13 protein-coding genes and 1 pseudogene are annotated in these 19,735 nt (G+C 75.5%); 7 read left to right on the top strand and 7 right to left on the bottom strand.

The features are described from left to right. The 6 genes and pseudogenes from EBN88_RS30645 to EBN88_RS19540 all read left to right on the top strand — a co-directional run. Positions 1–745 (top strand): annotated as a pseudogene (locus tag EBN88_RS30645) (hypothetical protein); the annotation flags it as partial. After that, positions 742–1,863 carry a hypothetical protein gene (locus EBN88_RS19520; RefSeq protein ID WP_122185199.1) on the top strand — a complete coding sequence of 374 codons (1,122 nt, stop codon included), beginning with the start codon at positions 742–744 and terminating at the stop codon, positions 1,861–1,863. The pseudogene EBN88_RS30645 and the gene EBN88_RS19520, both read left to right, overlap by 4 nt. Positions 1,864–1,868: 5 nt before the next feature. After that, positions 1,869–4,778: a tetratricopeptide repeat protein gene (locus EBN88_RS19525; protein ID WP_147472766.1), complete on the top strand. Its 2,910-nt coding sequence runs from the start codon at positions 1,869–1,871 to the stop codon at positions 4,776–4,778. Then, positions 4,775–6,502: a tetratricopeptide repeat protein gene (locus EBN88_RS19530; protein ID WP_147472767.1), complete on the top strand. Its 1,728-nt coding sequence runs from the start codon at positions 4,775–4,777 to the stop codon at positions 6,500–6,502. Before EBN88_RS19525 ends, EBN88_RS19530 begins: the two co-directional genes overlap by 4 nt. A 7-nt stretch (positions 6,503–6,509) precedes the next feature. Then, a complete protein-coding gene (locus tag EBN88_RS19535; protein ID WP_122185202.1) occupies positions 6,510–7,793 on the top strand; it encodes a CHAT domain-containing protein in 1,284 nt (427 codons plus the stop codon). 150 nt (positions 7,794–7,943) lie between these two features. Beyond that, the gene (locus tag EBN88_RS19540; protein WP_122185203.1) at positions 7,944–10,172 is read left to right on the top strand and encodes an NADP-dependent isocitrate dehydrogenase; all 2,229 of its coding nucleotides are present in this window, start codon (positions 7,944–7,946) and stop codon (positions 10,170–10,172) included. A 208-nt stretch (positions 10,173–10,380) separates the two neighbouring features. Here EBN88_RS19540 and EBN88_RS19545 read toward each other — a convergent pair whose 3' ends face one another. Then, the gene (locus EBN88_RS19545; protein ID WP_122185204.1) at positions 10,381–11,103 is read right to left on the bottom strand and encodes a GntR family transcriptional regulator; all 723 of its coding nucleotides are present in this window, start codon (positions 11,101–11,103) and stop codon (positions 10,381–10,383) included. 304 nt (positions 11,104–11,407) lie between these two features. Further along, the gene (locus EBN88_RS32590; protein WP_122185205.1) at positions 11,408–12,043 is read right to left on the bottom strand and encodes a maltose acetyltransferase domain-containing protein; all 636 of its coding nucleotides are present in this window, start codon (positions 12,041–12,043) and stop codon (positions 11,408–11,410) included. 147 nt (positions 12,044–12,190) lie between these two features. Here EBN88_RS32590 and EBN88_RS19555 point away from each other — a divergent pair, with 147 nt between their 5' ends. Beyond that, complete coding sequence (locus EBN88_RS19555) at positions 12,191–12,574, top strand: hypothetical protein (RefSeq protein ID WP_147472768.1); 384 nt, start codon at positions 12,191–12,193, stop codon at positions 12,572–12,574. Between the two features lie 46 nt (positions 12,575–12,620). Here the strand turns inward: EBN88_RS19555 and EBN88_RS19560 are convergent, their stop codons facing one another. The 5 genes from EBN88_RS19560 to EBN88_RS19580 all read right to left on the bottom strand — a co-directional run. Continuing rightward, a complete protein-coding gene (locus EBN88_RS19560) occupies positions 12,621–14,021 on the bottom strand; it encodes a cytochrome P450 (protein ID WP_122185207.1) in 1,401 nt (466 codons plus the stop codon). Then, positions 14,018–15,175, bottom strand: coding sequence for a fatty acid desaturase family protein (locus tag EBN88_RS19565; protein ID WP_122185208.1), 1,158 nt, complete (start codon positions 15,173–15,175; stop codon positions 14,018–14,020). The genes EBN88_RS19560 and EBN88_RS19565 overlap by 4 nt, the downstream gene beginning before the upstream one ends. Continuing rightward, complete coding sequence (locus tag EBN88_RS19570) at positions 15,165–15,749, bottom strand: SRPBCC family protein (RefSeq protein WP_122185209.1); 585 nt, start codon at positions 15,747–15,749, stop codon at positions 15,165–15,167. The genes EBN88_RS19565 and EBN88_RS19570 overlap by 11 nt, the downstream gene beginning before the upstream one ends. Continuing rightward, complete coding sequence (locus tag EBN88_RS32410; RefSeq protein ID WP_122185210.1) at positions 15,742–18,600, bottom strand: aminotransferase class III-fold pyridoxal phosphate-dependent enzyme; 2,859 nt, start codon at positions 18,598–18,600, stop codon at positions 15,742–15,744. Before EBN88_RS32410 ends, EBN88_RS19570 begins: the two co-directional genes overlap by 8 nt. After that, the coding region (locus tag EBN88_RS19580; RefSeq protein ID WP_122185211.1) for an acyltransferase domain-containing protein at positions 18,594–19,735 on the bottom strand (1,142 nt) is incomplete at its 5' end. The genes EBN88_RS19580 and EBN88_RS32410, both read right to left, overlap by 7 nt.

Below are 19,735 nucleotides of genomic sequence, written 5' to 3' on the forward strand. Positions count from 1 at the left end.
GGACGGCGAGTTGGGCGCCGCGCTGGACCGGCTGCTGGACGGGGTGGCGACGGGCGTGGACCGCTCGCGGCTGGACGCCCTGGTGGCCGGGCGGGCCGGCTCGGCCGACGCGGCCACGCTGCTGCCGCCGGGCGCCGCGCGCGCGTGCGGCCTGACGCTGCGGGAGGTGATCGCGCCGCCCGAGCTGGGCGAGAGCGCCTCCAAGCGGACGCTGCCGCCGCCCTTCGACCGCTCCGTCTTCGAGCGGCTCTTCGCCGGGTTCACCTCGGCGTTCCACCGCGAGGCGATGCCCGAGCTGTCCCAGCTGGTGCTCCAGGAGATCCAACGCACCGCCGCGCCCTGGCAGTTGGCGGAGGAATCCACGCGGGTCACGATGGCGCTGGGCCGGCGGGCCAGCGCCGGCCTCGCGCCGGGCGGCGAGCCGGGCAGCGACGCGGGCGCCCGGCTGGCGGCGCGCTGGCGCCGGGAGCCGTTCGTGCACCGGGCGTTGCGACTGCCGACGGCGGCCGGGGGCCGGGCCGGCGAGGTGGGGCAGGTGCGGCAGGCGTATCTGCGGCGGCTGTGGGTGCGGGTGCACGGCCGCGAGCTGCGCGGCGAGGCGGTGGTCGCCGACGGGCTGTGGGACCTGCTCGACGGGGTGCTGCGCTCCGTGATCATGGACCAACGCGACCGGCTGCGCGCGGTGTTGGACCGGGCGGGCGGCGAACCGGCGGGCGGCGCTCCGTTGGACGGTGAGGCGCGATGACCGGGGCGCGGGTGCGGGTGCGGCGCGCCGGCGGCACGCTGTGGGTGGGGCGGGCGCCGGCTAACCCGGAGTGGACCGGCCTGGTGGAGGCCGACGGGGCCGTGCTGACCTGGGACGTTCCGGCCGGGCAGCGGCTGCCGTCCGCCGAGGTGCACCACGGGGAACGGGCCGCCGACTGGCTGTGGCAGGTCTACGGCCCGGCCGCCGACGCGCTGACGGCGGTGCCGGACGGCACCGAGACGGAGGTCGAACTCCCGGACGCGGGTGGACCGTTGGCCGAACCGCTGGCGCGGCTGGCCCGGCTCGGCTGGCTGGCGGCCTGGTGGCCGGCCTCCCAACTGGCCGGCGTCCCGGCCCTGTCGGCCGCGCTGCTGGCGGCCGAGGCCGCCGTGGTGGCCGCCGACGTGGAGGGGCTGCTGGACGAACCGGACGCGGTGGAGCGGCTGTTGGCGCGGGCCGCGCCGGCCGTCCACCCGTTGGCCGCGCTCGCCGACGACCCGCGACTGGGCGACGCGGCACGGGACCTGGCCGAGCGGCTGGCCGAGGTCGCGGAGGACTTCGGGGTCGAGCTGCCCGAGCCGACCGCGCTGCCCGCCGACGCGGGCGGCTGGGCGCTGGCCGCCGGCGGCGAGCCGCCGGGCGGGGTGACCGCGCTCAGCGGCATCGGTCCGCTGGACTGGCGGCGGCTGCCGCCCGGCGTGGTGGACGCGGCGGCCGAGCTGCGCTGGGCGCTGGTGCGGCGGGAGGGGCGGCTGCTGCTGGACGTGGCGGTGGCACGAGCGCCGTCGGCGTTCGCCGAGGAGGCGCGGGGCGCGGCGCTGCGGGCGCGCTCGGAGGCGGACGCGGTGGAGTTCCCGCTGGAAGTGACCGCCGGCGGCGCCGAGTTCGGCGGCGCGGCCGAACTCCCCCCGACGGCCCTGCTGGTGCCGGCACCCCGACGGACGGTGACCGTCTGGGCGCTGGGCTACGCCGGCCCCGGCGACGCCGAACCGGCGCCGGCGGCGGCCGAGTTGGCCGCCCGCCAGGAGCCGGTGCTGGCCTACGCGGAACGGCGACTCGACGCCGGGGAGGGCTCGTTCGCCGAACGGGTGGCCGCCCTGGTCGATCCGGAGGTCTGATGGGCATGGCCAGGCGGGACCCTGCGGACGGGCGACCCGAGGAGTCGGACGCGCAGGAGACCCCGTTGGGGCTCCAGTCGACGCGGCCGGCCTCGCCGCGCTGGCACCGCTGGCGCGACCTGCACAACGAGGGCACCCGGCTGGCGCAGGCGGGCCGCGTCCGCCGCGCCCGGGCGCGGCTGCGGGCGGCGGAGGCCGAGACGCGCGTCCCGGACGTGGACGCGGAGGGGCTGTTCCACCGGGCCCGCAGCCTGGGCAACCTGGCCACGCTCGCCGAGAACGCCGGCGACCTCGCCGAGTCGGAACGCCTCCTCGGCGAGGCGATCGCCCTCTGCCGACGGCTGGTCGGGTCCCCTGCCGGGGACCCGACCGAGCAGGGGCCCCGGCCCCCAGCCGGAACGGGGCCCGCCGGCGGGGCCGGAACCGCTCCGGCCGGGGGCGGGGAGCCTGCCGGCGGCGGAGACCCGACCGGCGGCCGGCCCCGGGCCGAAACCGGGCCTACCGGCACGTCCGCCAAGGACAGAAACCCGACCGAGCAGGGGCCCCGGCCCCCGGCCAGCGACCGGCCCCCGGCCAAAGCCGAACACCCCACCGGAGGCGGCCACTTGGGCACCACCGGCCCCACCGGAGGCGACCCCGCCGAAACCGGGCCCACCGCCGGAGGCGACCCCACCGCGGGTGCGGCACGCGACGTTGGAGGCCGGCCGCAGGCCGGGAACGAGGCGCGCGCCGGCGCGGCGCCCCCCGCCGGGGCCGGAGCCCCCGCCGGCGGCGGGGCAGCGGCATCTCGCGTCGCCGGCCCCTGGGCCGGCGACGCCCTGTGGACGCTGGTCAGCGCCTTGGCCTCGCGGGCCCAGACACGGATGCTCGCGCAGCGCCCCGACCTGGTGAAGGCCGACCTGGACGAGGCGTTCGCGCTCGCCGAAACGGAGCCCGAGCCGCCCGAGTTGGTGACGTTCACCCTGCACGGGGCGCGGGCCGGGCAGCTGATGATGACCGGGGAGCTGGCGGAGGCCGAGCAGGAGGCGTTGATCGCGTTGGACGTCGCGCTGGCCTTCCGGCCCGAGTTGGCCGCGTTCCCGTGCGAGAGCCTGGCCAGGATCGCGTTGGCCTGTGACAACCCGGAGGGCGTCGAGGAGTTCCGTCGGATCGCCGCCGAACCGCACGCGTTCAACGAGGAGTTGACGGCCGAGGCCCCGGGCCTCGAACTCGCCACGCCCGTCGCCGAACCGGGCCCGATCACCCACTCCACCCCCGGCAGACCGGCCGCGATGCCGTGGGCGTCGCATCCGCGTTGGCGGCGGTGCGCCGCGCTCAACGCCGAGGGCGTCCGGCTGGCGTCGGCCGGCCAACTCGACGAGGCCGAACGGGCGTTGCGCGCCGCCGAACGGGCCACCCACGCGGTCGGCGGCGGCCGGGACGCGTTGGTGTGCCGGGCCAGCGCGCTGCTGAACCTGGTCGGGGTCGCCGAGGCAGGCGGCGACATCCCGACCGCGCTGGAGCTGGCGACGGAGGCCGTCGGGCTGTTCGCCACGGTGGTCGCGGCAGCGGAGGCCGACGCCGGCCCCGACGGTCCGGCGGCCGTCGCCATGGCCGCGCAGCTGCTCGGCGCGCGGAACCTGCGCGCCGCGCTGCTCCGCGAGAGCGGCCAACACGACGCCGCGCTCGCGGAGTTGGCGCGGGTCGAGGCGGCACTGCCGGCGCTGGGCGCGGGCAGCGAGGACGCGTGGGTGTGGCTGCTGCTGGTGCGGGCCACCGTGTTCGCGGCGCAGGGCCGGCTCGCCGAGGCCGACGAGACCGGGCGGGCCGCGCTGGCGCTCGCGCAGGAGCATGTGCCGGTGCTGGCGCCCCGGGTCCATGTGCTGCTGGCCGACCTGGCCGGCACGCTCGGCGACGAGGCGGCCAGCCGTGAACGGTTCGCGCTGGCCGGTGAGTTGTTCGCGGTGCTGGACGACGCCAGGGGCGAGGCGGCGACGTTGATCAGCCTGGGGCGGAACGCGTATCTGGCCGGCCGCGCGGAGGAGGCCGACGCCTGCTACGCCAGGGCCGAGGCGCTGCTGGCCAGGGAGGGCCACGCCGCGCAGCTGGCCGCCTGCCGGCTGGGCCGGGCGGCGGTGGCGGCGGTCGGGGGCCGGGCCGCCGAGGGCCTGGCGCTGCTGGACGCGGCCAGGGCCGAGTTGGGCGCGGGCGCGACGCCGCTCCAGCGGATCGCGTTCCACCAGGTGCGGGCCGGCGCGTTGGACGCGTTGGGCCGGTTCGACGAGGCCGACGCCGAGGTGCTGGCGGCCCGGACGCTCGCGGAGGAGTCCCTGGGCTGGCATGTGGCGCTGACCCTGGACTGGTGGCGGGCCGACTCGCACGCCCGCTGGGCCGCCGCGCTGCCCGCCGAGGAGCGGGGCCCGGTGCTGGCCAGGGCGTTGGAGGTGGCGGTGCCGGCCGCGTTGGCGGCGGACGCGGCGCGCCAGTTCTTCGCGGCCGGCGGGGAGCGGGAGCGCTGGGTGGCGCTGGCCGCCGCGCCCGCGCTGCGGGCGGCGATGGTGGCGGTGCGGAACGCCGGCGACGAGGCGTTGGCGGTCGCGCTGATCGACCATCTGACGGCGACCGCCACGTTGAGCGTCGCGCCGTCGGCCGGCGGCGCGCGGCCGGCCCTGCCCGACATGGCGGCCCTGCCCGATGTGGCGGTGCTGCCCGTGCCGCCGCGCGAGCCGCCGACCGGGGACGAACTCTCGTATGCGGCGGCCGCGTTGGGCCTGGCGACCGGCGGCGATCCGGCGTTCCCCGCGCCCCGGCTGGCGCTGCCGCCCCGGGTCCGGGTGGCGCGGGGCGTGGCGTCGCCGCTGGAGCCGTGGATCGAACGGGCCGAGCGGGTCTACGGGTTCGCGGTGCGCGCCGCCGAGGCGGTCCGGGCGTGGTGAGCGAGCACCGGCCGCTGCCCCGGCGCGGCGCGGACGGACCCGACCGGCCCGAGGACGACGTGGTCGGGGTGCGCACCGGGGTGTCCTTCGGCCCGCGCTGGGCCGAGCCGGCCGAGCGGGTCAACGAGGGCGTTCGGCTGCACGCCAGGGGCCGCGCGCGGCGCGCCAGGGAGCTGTTGGAACGGGCGTCGGCCGCCACCGAGGTGCCCGATGTGGACGCCGAGGGGCTCGACCTGCGGGCCCGCGCGCTGGCGAACCTGGCCGCGCTGGCCGAGGAGCGGGGCGAGCCGAGGGAGTCGCTGCGGCTGGCCGGCGCGGCGCTGGCGGCCTGCGACCGGGTCGAGGAGTCGGTGGGCGACGCGCGGGGCACCCCGGCGGTGCGGGGCGGCGTGCTGGTCAACCGCGCGCAGACGCTCCAGCTGCTGGGGCGGAACGAGGAGGCGCTGGCGGACTGCGACGCCGCGTTGGCGCTGCCGGTGCGTTCGGGTCCCGGGAGCGTGCCGTTGGACTTCGCGCTGCGCAACACGCGGGGCTGCGCGCTGATCGCGCTGGGCCGCTACCCGGAGGCGGAGGCCGATGTGCGGGCGGCGCTGGCGATCGCACAGGAGCACGAGCCCCGGCTGGCCGGGCACGCGCACACCAACCTGGCGGTGCTCGCCGGGCGCGCCGGCGACCTGCGGACGGTGTCCGAACACCTGCGGCTGGCACGGGAGTTCCACGCCCTGGGCGGCGACCCGGTGGCGCGGGCGCTGTCCGAGGAGAACCTCGCCCGGTTCGACCTGGGCGAGCGGCGGCTGGGCCGCGCGGAGCGCCGCCTGCGCGGTGCGGAGCGCGCCTATGTCGCGCTGGGCGCCGAACACCGGGCGGCGAGCGTCCAGTTCGGGCTGGCGCTGCTGGCGTTCCTGCGGGGCAGGGTCGGGCGTGCCCGCCGGGTGCTGCGGCGGGCGACGCGGGTGCTGGAGCGGACGGGCGAGGTCGGGGCACTGGTGGAGTGCCATCTGCTGGCGGGCGACCTAGCGGCCTGCCGGCTGCGGTTCAGGGCGGCCGACCGGCACTATCTGGCGGCGCGCGCGCTGTGTTTCGACTCCAACGCGCCACACGAGGCGGCCCGGGTCGACGCCCGGCGGGCGCGCGTGGTCCTGGCCTCGCTGCGGCTCGCCTGGCTGCCGCCCATGCGACGGCACCTGCTCGGCGCGGCGCTGGACGTCGGCCTGCCGGCGGCGTTGGCGACGGACGCGCTGCGGCACGCCTTCCCGCCGGGCCGCACGCGGGAACGGTGGAGCACCGAGGTCGCCCGCCCGGCGCTGGCGACCGCGCTGAGGCTGCTGACGCTCGCTCAACAGCCGCGCCTGGCAGTGGAGTTGATCGAGCACCTGGCGGCGTCCGCGACGCTGGACAGGGAACGGCCGGCGGTCGAACCGGCCGGGGCCGGCGGGTCGTTCGCCGCCGAGCTGCGGTCCAGGATCGTGGCGGCGCCGTTCGGCCAGGAGCTTCCCGAGCCGTTCCCGGCGCCGGCGGAGCCGGTGGGCGGGGGCGCGTTCGCCGCCTCGCTGGCCTCGGGCGGTGGCGCGGCGGCGGAGGGGTTCCCCGCGCCGCGCCTGGCGCTGCCGCCCCGGCTGCGGGTCTTCGAGGCCGGGGAGCACCGGCTGGCCGACTGGATCGCGGCCGGTGAGCAGCGCTACGGCCGGCGGATCAGGTCCGACGACGAACTCAGAGTGTGGTGACAGCCCGATGACCCCACCGCCCGCGCGGCCCCGGATCGACCTCGGCGTGGTCGAGGCGTTGGACGGCTCCTTCCAGCCGACCGTCCAGCTGAAGTATGTGGACGCCGACGACGTGTATCTCACCTGGCGTTGGGAGCACGCGCCCGACGACCCCCGGGTGGTGTACTTCGAACGGGCCAGGGTGGCGGGGGTGTTGGCCGAGCTGGCGGCGGCGCTGCCCACGCCGCTGCCGGGCGAGACCATCGAGGCGGCGCTGACCAGGTCGCTGGGCACGGGCCCGCTGGTGGACCCGGAGCGGGAGGCGGACCTGCTGGGCCGGCTGGCCGCGGCGCTGATCCCGGCGGAGCTGGCGCGGGAGCTGGACGCGCTGCTGGAGCGCGGCATCCGCCCGAGGCTGCGGGTGCAGCCCTCCCCGTCCACCGGGCAGGTGCCGTGGGAGGCGCTGCGGGTGGACGAGCGGGAGCGGCTGCTGGAGCACCTGGACGTCGCGACGTTGCCGCCGGCGACCGTGCGCCACTCCCCCGAGCGCCGGATCTCGCCGTGGGCCCCGGCCGGGCCCGTGGTGGCGGCGCTGGACCCGAGGGTGCCGGGCTCGGCCGCGCGTGCCCAGCTGGGTTCGGTGCTGGGCCGGGTGGGCGAGGACTCGCCGCTGCGGGAGATGGTGGCGCGGCTGGGCGGGCGGCTGCGGCCGGCCGGGGCGCCGGAGGAGGCGTTCCGCCGCGCCGGGTTGACCAGGGACGTGCTGGAGCCGCTGCTCGCGGACGCCGCGCGGTTCCTCTATGTGGGCCATGTGACGACGGCCGAGCACGGGCTGGACGCCCGGCTGCACCTGGGCTGCGGCGCCGAGACCACCGGGCGGGCCGCGCCGCTGGGCGGCCACCGGCCGTTGACGGCCGCCGACCTGGTGTTGGGCCACCGGCCTGACGACCCGAGGCCGTGGCGGATGCCGAACCGGGTGGCGCTGGTGGCCTGCGAGAGCGGCGGCGAGGTGCGGTTCGCCGAGCCGACGGGGCTGGTGGCCGCCGCGCTGCACGCCGGCGCCGAGTATGTGGTGTCCACCCGGTGGACGCTGCCGACGGACGCCGGCGTGCGCCGGTTCGCGCCGGGCGCGGCGGCGGACACCTCGGTGATCGCGCCGGCCGTGGTCGCCGTGGACGCGGCGGGCGACGCGCCCGATCCGGTGGTGGCGCTGGGCGACTGGCAGCGGCGGCAGCTCGGGCTGTGGCGGGAGACGGGCGCGGTGGCCCACGCGCCGTTCACCTGGGCCGCGTTCACCACGACGCACGGCTGAGGCGCGCGCCGGCGCGGGCGGGCCCGGGCCGGCCCGTGGCCGAGACCGGGCGCACCGCGTCCCGGACTCCGGGCGCGGCTTCGAACCACGCGGAGGCTCGGGATATCTTGATGTCGAGCAATGTTGCAGACGTGGAGTGGAGAGCGCCCGGTGACTGACTCGACCGTCATCTACACACAAACCGACGAGGCCCCCGCCCTGGCGACGTATTCCCTGTTGCCGGTCATCGAGGCCTACGCCGCGACCGCCGGGGTCCGGGTGGAACTCCGGGACATCTCGCTGGCGGGTCGCATCATCGCCAGCTTCCCCGAGCGGCTGGAGCCGGGGCAGCGGATCGACGACGCGCTGGCCGAGCTGGGCGAGCTGGCCCGGACCCCGCAGGCGAACATCATCAAGCTGCCGAACATCTCGGCCTCGATCCCCCAGCTGAAGGCGGCCATCGCCGAGCTGCGGGAGCGCGGCTACGACCTGCCGGAGTACCCGGACGAGCCGCGCACCGACGAGGAGCGCGAGGTGCGGGCCCGCTACGACCGGGTCAAGGGCAGCGCGGTCAACCCGGTGCTGCGCGAGGGCAACTCGGACCGCCGCGCCCCCGCCTCGGTGAAGAACTACGCGCGCAGCCACCCGCACCGCATGGGCGCCTGGTCGCCGGAGTCGAAGACCAACGTGGCGCACATGACCGCCGACGACTTCCGTTCCTCCGAGCGCTCGGTGATCGTGGAGAAGGCCGGCTCGCTGCGCATCGAGCTGGCCGGCGCGGACGGCACCACCACGGTGCTGCGCGAGTCGGTGCCGGTGCTGGACGGCGAGATCGTGGACGCCGCCGTGCTGCGGGTCGAGGCGCTGCGGACCTTCCTCGCCGAGCAGGTCGCCCGCGCCAGGGCGGAGGGCGTGCTGTTCTCGGTGCACCTGAAGGCCACCATGATGAAGGTCTCCGACCCGATCATCTTCGGCCATGTGGTGCGCGTCTTCCTGCCGAAGACGTTCGCCGCCTTCGGCGAGACCCTGGCCTCGGCCGGCCTGAGCCCCAACGACGGCCTGGGCAGCATCCTCAAGGGACTTGAGAACCACCCGCGCGGCGCGGAGATCACCGCCTCCATCGAGGCCGAGCTGGCCGAGGGGCCGCGCCTGGCCATGGTGGACTCCGACCGGGGCATCACCAACCTGCACGTGCCGAGCGACGTGATCGTGGACGCCTCGATGCCCGCGATGATCCGCACCTCGGGCCACATGTGGGGCCCGGACGGGAAGGAGGCCGACACCCTGGCCGTCATCCCGGACAGCAGCTACGCCGGGATCTACCAGGCCGTGATCGACGACTGCCGGGCCAACGGCGCCTTCGACCCGGCGACCATGGGCTCGGTGCCCAACGTCGGCCTGATGGCGCAGAAGGCCGAGGAGTACGGCAGCCACGACAAGACGTTCGAGATCCCGGCCGCCGGCACGGTCCGGGTGGTCGACGAGTCCGGCGCGGTGCTGCTGGAGCACGCCGTCCAGGCGGGCGACATCTGGCGGATGTGCCAGACCAAGGACGTGCCGGTGCGCGACTGGGTCAAGCTGGCCGTCAACCGCGCCCGCGCCACCGGCGACCCGGCCGTCTTCTGGCTGGACGCCGACCGCGCCCACGACGCCCGCCTGATCGAGAAGGTCAACGCCTATCTGCCGGAGCACGACACCGAGGGCCTCACCATCGAGATCCTGGCGCCGGTCGAGGCCATCGCCTACTCGCTGAAGCGCATCCGCAGGGGCGAGAACACCATCTCGGTGACCGGCAACGTGCTGCGCGACTACCTGACCGACCTGTTCCCGATCCTGGAGCTGGGCACCAGCGCCAAGATGCTCTCGGTGGTGCCGCTGATCAACGGCGGCGGCCTCTTCGAGACCGGGGCCGGCGGCTCGGCGCCCAAGCACGTGCAGCAGCTGGTCAAGGAGAACTACCTGCGCTGGGACAGCCTGGGCGAGTTCCTGGCCCTGGCGGTCAGCTTCGAGCACCTGGCGCAGTCCACCGGCAACGCGCGGGCGCAGGTGCTCGCCGACACCCTGGACCGGGCGACCGCCACGTTCCTCAACGAGGACCGCTCGCCCAGCCGGCGGCTCGGCGGCATCGACAACCGGGGCAGCCACTTCTACCTGGCGCTGTACTGGGCGCGGGAGCTGGCCGCGCAGACCGAGGACGCGGCGCTGGCCGAGGCGTTCGGGCCGCTGGCCAAGACGCTGGCCGAGCAGGAGGAGACCATCGTCGGCGAGCTGATCGCCGTGCAGGGCTCGCCGGCCGACATCGGCGGCTACTACCTGCCCGACCCGGAGAAGGCCTCCGCCGTGATGCGCCCCTCGGCGACGTTCAACGAGGCGCTGGCCTCGCTGACCTCGCCGCGCTGAGCCGGGCCCGGGCCGGGTTCGGGTTCGGGTTCGGGTTCGGGTTCGGGGCTGATACTGAGGGGGTCAACGCCCGCGCGTGCGGCGGGCGTTGGCCCCTCCGGCGGCCGCCCCACGTGCCCCTTGTTCGGTGAGGGCGAGCGGTTCCGTCCGCTCGCCGCCGACCCGCGCGTCCACGGAGACGCGGCGCGCGACGGGCGGCGCGCGCCGCTCAGACCGCGCGGTCGGTGCGCGAGTCCTCCGCGCGCTCGGCCTCGCCCGCGCGCTCCGTGTCGTCCGTGCGCTCGGGGCGCATCTGCTCGATGTGGGCGCGCATCAGGGTGCGGGCGCCGCGTTGGTCGCGGAGGGCGATCAGCTCGACCAGCCGCTGGTGCTCCTCGGCCGCCGCCCGCAGCCGGCCGCGCCTGGCCACCGAGGACAGGCCCAACAGGCGGGTGCGGGCGTGGAGTTGGGAGATCGTCTGGACCAGCGCCGGGTTCCCGCCGTAGGCCAGCAGCGCCAGGTGGAAGCGACGGTCGGCCTCGCTGTAGCCGAGCAGGTCGCCGCACTCGGCACGGTCCACGATCCGCTGCGCCATCCGGCCCAGCGTGGGCAGGTCCTCCTCGGGCACCAGGGGAACGACCCGCCAGACGGTGATCGGCTCGATGAGCAGCCGCAGTTCGACGATGTGGTCCAGGTCGGTCGGGGAGATCTCGGTGACCCGGAAGCCCTTGTTGGGCACGGAGTCCACCATGCCCTCCCGCACCAGGTCCAGCATGGCCTCCCGCACCGGGGTGGCCGAGACGCCGAAGCGGGCGGCCAGGGCGGGCGCCGAGTAGACGACCCCCGGCTCCATCTCGCCGGAGACGACGGCCGCGCGCAGGGCGTCGGCCACGGCCTCGCGGAGGATCTCGCGTCGTCTGACGGGCTGTCTGCCGCTCTCGGCACCGGTCATGTCGTTCCTTCGGCGTTCCCTCGTAGCCCGACCGGCCGCCGCCAGGGCGCCGGACCGTGCGGGCCAACTGCCCTGGCTGGTCGGGCAAATCTTGCCGCTAACGGGCCGTCAGGTCGAAGGGGAGGGTTACCCTCCGGTCTTTTCGCCGACCTCGGGGTTCGCCGGCGTCACCCGGGCGGCAGGTGGGCGCGGCGCCGGCGGCCGGGGCGGCCACCACGGCGGCATCGGCCGGCGGTGGTCAGCCCGCTGACCACCGCCGCCGACCACCGGCACCTCGTCGCGCGCCGGCGCCCCGCGTACCTTCTCAGTCCACCACGCGGTCGCGGTGGTAGTACGTCTTGTCCCGCTCGGTGATCGGGCGCAGCACCCGGCAGGGGTTGCCGACGGCGACGACCCGCTCCGGAACGTCCTTGGTGACGACGCTGCCGGCGCCGATGACCGAGCCGTCGCCGATGGTGACGCCGGGCAGAACCACGACGTTGGCGCCGATCCAGACGTCGTTCCCGATCCGCACCGGGAGGGAGAACTGGGTTCCGGGCGCGCGGAGTTCGGGGTCGACCGGGTGGCCGGTCGGCGTGATGGTGACATTGGGGGCGATCATCACGCGGTCGCCGATGTGCACGTCGATGTCATCGACGATCACCAGGTTGAAGTTGGCGTAGAACTTCTCGCCGATGTGGACGTTGGAGCCGTAGGCGAGCTTCAGCGGCGGCTCGATCCAGCCGCCCTCGCCGAACGACCCCAGCAGCTCGCCGAGGATGCGGCGCCGCTTGTCGGTCTCGCCCGGCCGGCTCTGGTTGAAGTCGTGGAGCAGCTCCTGACACCGCTCGCGCTCCTCCTCCAGCCCCTCGCCGATGTCCACATAGAGCCGCCCCGCGCGCATCCGCGCCCGGATCGAGTCGGGATTCTGATCACTGTTGTTGGAAACTGGTGCATTCATCGCCGGCCAGCCTACGACGAACGGGACGGTCGGCCCAGGTCAGGCCGGTCCCGAGGCGCCGAAGGCCCCCGGCCGTTTGGTCAACTCCCCCGTGGGGAACGACCGTTGGGCGTGGGGCTGGCAAACGACGCTGAGGAGTTTGTCGCGATGAGCCGTACAGTCAGAAGGTTGTTGTGCTCCGCCGCCATGGCGGGGGCGTTGGGCCTGGCGGTGCCCGGGAGTTCGGCGGTGGCGGACGAGCCGCTGGCCTGCCCCCGGATCGCCGGGCTCTGTGTCTGGAGCGAGCCCGAGGGAGAGGGCGAGCTGCGGTTGGTCTTCCAGGGCGAGAGGGTCGAGCTGCTGGACCCGCCGGGGCTGAGCGTCCAGAACCAGACGGAGACCCCGTGGTGCCTCCACGAGGCGGCCAGGTTCGGTGACGGCCCCCGGCGCACGCTGGCGGCCGGCGAGACCGTTCGGGAGCTGGAGATCAAGGTGCAGTCGCTGTACGAGGGCAGCTGCTACGGCCCCACCGGTCCAGGGGCCGCTCGCTGACCGGGGCCGCTCCGCGCCCCGCCACGGGCGCGGAGCGGCGCTGCGCTCAGCCGCCGGCGCGGGAGCGCGGGCTGACCCGGGCGCGGACGCCCGGGCTGGGCCGGAGGTTGACCAGCAGCTCGGGCCTGATCCGCTGGCCGGGCAGCAGTTCGACGGTGAGCCGCTGGGCCAGCAGCGCGGTCAGCAGGTGCCCCTCCATGTTGGCGAGATGGCTGCCGGGGCAGACGTTGCCGCCGGTGCCGAAGGGCAGGTACGCGCCCTTGGGCAGCGCCTTCTCCCGGGTCCTGGCGAACCGGTCCGGGTCGAAGCGCTCGGGGTCGGTGTAGACCTCGGGCCTGCGGTGGAGGCTGTAGGCGTTGATGAACACCATGGTGCCGGCCTTCACCCGGTAGCCGCCGACGGTGGTGTCCCGCACCGCCTGGCGCGGGATCATGGAGGCAGGCGGGTAGAGCCGCATGGCCTCCTTGAACACCTGCATACAGAAGGGAAGTTGACGCAGGTCATCGAAGGTGACGGTGCGTTCGCCGAGCACCGAGTCCACCTCGTCGCGGACCCGCTGACGGATCTCGGGGTGGGTCGCCAGCAGGTACAGCGTCCACGCCTGGGCGTCGGCCGAGGTCTCCTGGGATGCGCCCCAGGCGGTCAGCGCCTCGTCGAGCAGCAGGTCGTCCGGCATCCCGGTGCCGTCCTCGTAGCGGGTCCCCATCAGGTCGCCGAGCAGGTCGGTGACCTCGGGCGGGCTCTCGCCGGCCTGCTCCGCCCGGCGGCGGTGGATGAAGTCGGCGATCCAGCGGCGGATCAGGTCGATGTTCCGCCGGGCCCTGCGGTTGCGCGCGGTGGGCACCCAGAGCGGGAACGCCACCACGCTGGTGATGGCGTGCATCTCCCACTCGAACGCCTCGGTGATCGCCCTGGCCAGCTCGCGGTTGTCCCGGGAGTCCGCGCTGAACAGCAGCTGGGTGACGATGTTCATGGTCAACGAGTTCATCTCGGCGACCAGGTCGACCTCGGTGGGTTCGGTCCAGCCAGCGATGTAGCGCTCCGCCTCGGCGACGATGGTGTCGGCGTGCCTGGGCACCTGCCGGGGCGAGAGGTGGGGCAGCACGATCCGCCGCTGCCTGGTGTGGAGTTCGCCCTCGCTGACCAGCAGCCCCCGCCCCATCAGCGGGGTCAGGGCGCGGGTCTGCCGCCGGCCCCTGCCGTAGTCGTCGGCGCGGTCGATCAGCACCTCGCGCACGGTGGCCGGGGTGGAGACGGCGACGGCGGGCTGGGGGCCGATGCGGAAGCCCATCACGCCGTCCGCCGCGCCGTCGGAGATCTGCTCCAGGGCGACGATGGTGTCCCGTTGGAGGGCGCGGGCGTGGCCCAACAGGGCGCTGCCGCCCGGGTGTTGGGGTGGCGGCGACGCGGCGGAGCCGCCGGTCGCGCGCGGAACGGTGGTGGTCACGACGCTGCTCTCTCCTTCGTTCCGATGCCGCGCTCGGGGCGGCTGGCCAGCAGGGTGCCGGCCTTCTGGTGGCCGCGCGACTCGCGCACCAGGCGGCTGAGGGAGGCGATCATGCCGGGGCTCTCGGTGAGTCGGTAGGCGGAGTCCTCCGGCAGGGCGGCGACCAGCCGGCGGTGCGCCTCCCCGTAGTTGTGGTACGGCAGGCCCGGCATCAGGTGGTGCAGGGCGTGCAGGCGCAGCCCGACCGGGGCCCACAGCTCGGTGAGCGGCCGGTTGCGCGGGTGGTTGACGGTGTCCATCATCTGCTCGACCACGGTCATCTCCTCCTCGTTGCCCAGGTAGCGGTGGGCGGCCAGCAGCCGGAAGGAGTTGAGCACGGCGACGGTGGCGAAGAGCGCGGCCCACTGCCACAGCCGGTTGACGGACACGGCGCCGGTGAGCACCAGGGTCAGGACGCCCGCCATCCAGGCCAGGCAGGCGAGTTCCTGGAGGCGCCAGTTCCACTTCTCGTCGTCCCTGGGGAGCCGGCCCTGGTACTCCAGGTCGATCTTGAGGGAGGAGAGGTTGTGGTACAGGTAGCTCCGCACCCGGGGCACCACCCAGGAGACCGGGGTGACCACGCCGAAGCGGTAGGGCCCGAACAGCGGCAACACCACCGGCAGGACGAGGAGTCGCACGCTCGACCAGACGGACATCCGGGCCAGCGGCAGGTACTCGGCGTCCTGTTCGGTGCCGTAGAGCCGCTTGTTGTGGTGCTCCCCGTGGCAGTCGTACATGAAGACCGGCACCATCATCGGGATGCCGAAGAGCACGTTCCAGCCGACGCGGAAGCCGGTGAAGGAGCGCTTGGCGCGGAAGTGCGCGATCTCGTGGATGAAGGCGAAGCAGCGGAAGACCGCCAGCACCGAGACGGCGAAGGCGAGCAGCCCCGGCACGGTCAGATAGCCCAGCGGCCCCGTCGCCCAGAACGCGACGACGGCGACGACCCAGCTGAGCAGGAAGTCCGTCCAGTAGACGCCCATCCGGGGCCGGAACAGGCCCCGCAGCTCCCGGTGCGCCTGCCGCACGTCGAAGCGGCGCATCGCGGCCAGCTCCGTCGGGCCCCAGGGGATCTCGACGGGGGCCGGCGCGGGGCGGGCGGCGTCAGTCGCCATGGTGTTCCTCCCTCCGGTGGGGGGCGGCGCGCTCGCCGGCGGCGGGCGCGAAGTTGCGCCGCAGCCTGCGGTGGCGGTGGGCGAAGAGTCCGTCGAGCATCCAGTGGAACGGCCGGGCCAGCGGGCGCAGGTGGGGCCGCACCTCGTAGGTGAGCCGGTCGGTGAGCCGGGCGCCGTCGGGCGCGGGGTCGACGGTGCGCTCGTGCATCCAGACCCGGGTGCAGGAGGTGGAGGAGCGCTCCAGGAAGCGCCGGCCGTCCTCCCGTTCGTGGATGGTGATGGCGTCGAAGTCGATGGGGATGACCCCGCCGAGGAAGATGTAGGAGCGGCCCAGCGGCCGGTCGAGTTCGACCTCGCGGATGGTGGGGTCCCGGCGCAGTTCCCTGGGGAGGGTCATGCGCATGAACGGCATCAGCTCGGCGTTGACGCCCTTCATGTCGGTGACGGTCAGCCAGACCCGCTCGGGGTCGGCGCCGGGCAGCAGGGAGCTGTGCCGCACCTCGTACCAGTGGCGGGGCAACGGGTCCCCGCCGCGCGGCGGTTCGCGGGTCGGGTCGACGCTCGGGTCAGGCATTCCCGCCCTCCTCGGTCTCGGTGGCGGTGGCGGTGGCGTGCGGGGTGTCGGGGACGGTGGGGCGTTCGGGCAGGTGGAGGCGGAAGCCGAGCCGGGCGGCGTCCTCGCGGAGGGTGCGGACCAGCTCGCCGCTGAGTCGTTCGCCGTGGCTGACGACGGGGTCGGCCAGGCGGTGGGCGGCGATCATGGTCTCGGCGGTGCAGGCGTAGGTGACGCCGCGCGGCACGCCGAAGTCGACGCCCAGGTCCCGGCCGCCCGGCATCCGCACCAGGCCGCCGGCGACGACCAGCACGTCGGGGCGCCGCTCGCGCACCTCGGGCCCGACGTTGGGCGGCTGGGAGACGTCGCAGATCACGGCCCGCTCGTGGAGCAGGTCCGGCTTGATGATCTGGTCGGGCGTGGAGGTGGCGGCCAACACCAGGTGGGCGCCGGGCAGTTCGCGTTCGGCCTCCAGCGAGGTGGTCAGCAGGCCGGCGTCGGCGAGTTCGGCGACGACGCGCTCGGGACCCAGGCCGCGCTCGGTCCGCTCCAGCACGGCGAGGGCCAGCTCGCCGGAGTCCTCGCGCCGGCCGCGCTCGGCGAGGTGGCCGACGACGGCGGCGGCGACCTCGGCCAGTCGCACCTCGCTGCGCAGCCGGTTGGCGGGGTTGCCCACCAGGACCAGGCGGCCGACGCGCTCGGCGAGGAGCAGGCTGGAGGCGCGGCCGATGGCGCCGGCCGCGCCCAGCACCACCACGCCGGCGCCGGCCAGCGCCCGGCCCTGGAGCGCGGCGGCCCGCTCCAGGCCGTCGACGCCGGCGGCCACGGTGTAGGCGTTGCCGGTGGTGATGGGCACCCCGTGGTCGTCGAGGGCCTCGGCGTTGCCGGTGACCACGGAGGTGTAGGCGCCGAGGCCGACGAGCTGCGCGCCGCGCTCCACGGCCTGGTCGACGGCCTGTTGCACGATCTCGGTGGCCTGGCCGGCCGGCATGTCCAGCAGCCGGGCCGCACCGTAGGGCAGGGCGAAGATCTCGCCGTAGGAGGTCTCCCCGGTGTCGGTGTGGACCCGGACGGCGCCCACGAACATGGCGGCCGGGGTGTCCACGTTGCGGCACTGGTTCATCCGGTCGAAGAGCACCCTGACCTGTTCGCCCGGCAGGCCGAGGCGCGCGTCGTAGGCGGCGTAGCTGGCCAGGTCGGTGGGGTGGGCGACGAAGGCCCAGCGGGGCTCGTCCGGGCGGGGCCGAAGCGGCTCGTCCGCCGGCTCGGCGGGGGCGGCGGGCTCCCGTTCCGGGGCCTCGGCGGCGGCACGTTCGGCCGCGCGTTCGGCCGCCTCCCGCTCGCCGGCGGGCAGCAGGTGGCGGAAGAACCGGCCGCTGTCGCCGGCCTCGATCACGTCGAGGCCGCGCTCCAGCGCCTCCAGCAGGGCGGCGCACTCCTCCTCGGAGACGGTCAGCGGCGGCTCGATCCGCAGCACGCTGTTGGAGAAGTAGGTCGGCGCCAGCCGGATGCCCTCGTTGCGCAGCAGATAGCCGCAGAGGAACCCGGCCAGGCCCTCCTGGTCGGCGAGCGAACGGAACAGGCCCTGGCGCGGGAACACGTCCGGGTCGGTGGTGAGTTCGACGCCCAGCAGCAGGCCCTGGCCGCGCACCCCGGTGACCAGCCGGGGGTGGGCGGCGGCGACGGCCTCCAGCCCCTCCCGCAGATAGCTGGCGCGCTCGGCGACCTGCCGCACCAGCGCCTGGTCGTTCTCCGTGAGCAGTTCGAGCGCGCGGATGCTGACCCGGGCGCAGAACGCGTTCCCGCCGAAGGTGGAGGTGTGGCGCAGGCCGAAGTCCTCGCTCAGGGACGACTCCCCGAAGAGCACGGCGCCGGCCGGGACCACTCCGCCGCCGAGCGCCTTGGCCAGCGGCATGATGTCGGGCACCACTCCGCTGTGCTCGTGGCCGAAGAGCCGGCCGGTGCGGCCGAGCCCGGTCTGCACCTCGTCGATGATCAGCCGGGCGCCGTGCTGGGTGCACAACTCCCGTGCCATGCGCAGGAATCCGTGGGTGGCGGGGTGGATGCCGCCCTCGCCCTGCACGGTCTCCACGATGAACCCGGCGATGTCGTCGCCGTGTTCGGCGAAGACGGCGGCCAGGGCCTCGGAGTCGTTGAACGGGACATGGGTGAAGCCGCCGACCGGGGCGCCGAACGGCGTCTGGTAGCGGGGCCGGCCGGTCGCCGAGAGCGCGCCGAGCGTCTTGCCGTGGAACGCGTTGCGGGTGGCGACGATCAGCGGGCGGCCGGTCGCCGCGCGGGCCAGCTTGATGGACGCCTCGACCGCCTCGGCGCCGCTGTTGCACATCCACACCTGGTCCAGGCCGGCCGGCGCGACGCCGGCGAGCCGCTCGGCGAGCAGCGCGGCGGCGCCCAGCACCGAGGGCTGGGTGAGGCTGGGCTCCAGGGTCTCCCCGACCTGGACGATGGCCTCCCAGATCCGGGGCGGGTTGTGCCCGAAGGGCAGCGCGCCGTAGGCGCCGGCGAAGTCCAGGTAGCGGTTGCCCTCGGCGTCGTAGAGCCGGGTGCCCTCGCCCCGGGTGAAGCTGACGTCGATGCCCAGGCCGTCGAGGGTGCGGGCGATGTGCGGGTTGACATGGCGCCGGTAGCGCTCGGCGGTCGCGTCGCGGCTGGCCAGGGCCTGGAGGCGGCGGCGGAGTTCGGCCCGCTTCTCCTCGGCGGTCCTGGGGGCGGCGCCGTGCGCGGTGTCGGGAGCGCCGCCCGGGGCGGCCTTCGGCCCGCCGCCCGGCTGCTCCGGGGTCGGTTCGTTGGGCACGGCCTGGGCCTCGGCGTCGGCCGAGGTGATCAGGTCAGTCACGTTGGTGGTCACCATTCTTCGTTCGTCTCCAGAACCTTGAGGATCTGCTCGACTTCTGCTTCGGACAGCTCGTCAAGGCGGTCGAGGGCGGCGTGTGCCTCCTCGACGGTGGGCACCCGGGGCCCGGGGGCCGCGAGTCGTTGGGCGATCTCCCGCAGGCTCAGGCCCTCGGTGAGCGCGGTCAGCGGGATGGCCACGCCCAGTTCGTTCTCCAGTCGGCTCTTCAGCTCGACGAAGACCACCGAGTCCACGTCCATGTGGCGGGTGGGGCGGTCGGGGGGCAGTTCGTCGGGGCTGACCTCCATGACCCTGGCCACCTCGGTGACCAGCAGGTTCAGCACCCGCTCCGCCGTGGCGTCGGGGGCGGCGACGGGTTCGGCGGGGCGCTCGGCCCCGGGCCCGCCCCCGGCCTCGGGCGCGGGCGGGCCGGCGACGCCCGGCAGCCAGTGGCGGCGGCGCTGCCACGGGTAGGTCGGCAACGGAACGACGGGGTGCCGGCCCGGGTGCAGCCGCGCCCAGTCCACCGGAAGGCCGGCCGACCACAGCGCGCCGACCGCGCGCCACAGTTCGACCCGCTCGTCCCGGTCACGGCGCAGCGTGGGCACGGCGACGGCGTCCACGGATGCGGCGCGGGCGGCGCGCCGCAGATGGGAGGTGAGCGCCGGGTGCGGGCCCAGTTCCACGAAGGCCGTGATCCCGTCGTTCAGCAGGCCGTCCACGGCCGGCCGGAACGCCACCGGCCGGGCCGCGTTGGCCGCCCAGTGCGCGGCGTCCAGCGCGACGCCCTCGACGTGGGCGCCGGTGGTGGTCGAGTACAGCGGAACGGCGGCCGGGCGCGGGCGCAGCGGTGCGAGCGCCCGTTCGATCTCCTCCGCCGCCGGGCCGAGCCCGGGGTGGTGGAAGGCGTAGTCGGTCTCCAGCGCGGTGGGCTTCCACTCCGTCAACTGCCCGCGCAGCGCGTCGATTCGCTCCCGTGGTCCGGCGACGACCACGGCACCGGGGCCGTTGTGCGCGGCGATGCCGACCGCGCCGAAGGCCGGGTCGGCGGCCGTGGCGCGGGCCAACGCCTCGGCCACCTCGGCGGGTTCGGCGCGCAGCGCCAGCATGGCGCCGCCGGCGGCGTGCCGGTGCAGCGCCTCGGCGCGGGCCC

This window comes from Streptomyces triticirhizae (assembly GCF_003696235.1).
Taxonomy (GTDB): domain Bacteria; phylum Actinomycetota; class Actinomycetes; order Streptomycetales; family Streptomycetaceae; genus Streptomyces; species Streptomyces triticirhizae.

What these genes read in the sequence shown, in the direction of transcription:
- EBN88_RS32590 (WP_122185205.1), bottom strand. Translation starts at nt 12,043, where the DNA reads ATGAATGCACCAGTTTCCAACAACAGTGATCAGAATCCCGACTCGATC.
- EBN88_RS19525 (WP_147472766.1), top strand. Translation starts at nt 1,869, where the DNA reads ATGGCCAGGCGGGACCCTGCGGACGGGCGACCCGAGGAGTCGGACGCG.
- EBN88_RS19555 (WP_147472768.1), top strand. Translation starts at nt 12,191, where the DNA reads ATGAGCCGTACAGTCAGAAGGTTGTTGTGCTCCGCCGCCATGGCGGGG.
- EBN88_RS19545 (WP_122185204.1), bottom strand. Translation starts at nt 11,103, where the DNA reads ATGACCGGTGCCGAGAGCGGCAGACAGCCCGTCAGACGACGCGAGATC.
- EBN88_RS32410 (WP_122185210.1), bottom strand. Translation starts at nt 18,600, where the DNA reads ATGGTGACCACCAACGTGACTGACCTGATCACCTCGGCCGACGCCGAG.
- EBN88_RS19535 (WP_122185202.1), top strand. Translation starts at nt 6,510, where the DNA reads ATGACCCCACCGCCCGCGCGGCCCCGGATCGACCTCGGCGTGGTCGAG.
- EBN88_RS19520 (WP_122185199.1), top strand. Translation starts at nt 742, where the DNA reads ATGACCGGGGCGCGGGTGCGGGTGCGGCGCGCCGGCGGCACGCTGTGG.
- EBN88_RS19565 (WP_122185208.1), bottom strand. Translation starts at nt 15,175, where the DNA reads ATGGCGACTGACGCCGCCCGCCCCGCGCCGGCCCCCGTCGAGATCCCC.
- EBN88_RS19570 (WP_122185209.1), bottom strand. Translation starts at nt 15,749, where the DNA reads ATGCCTGACCCGAGCGTCGACCCGACCCGCGAACCGCCGCGCGGCGGG.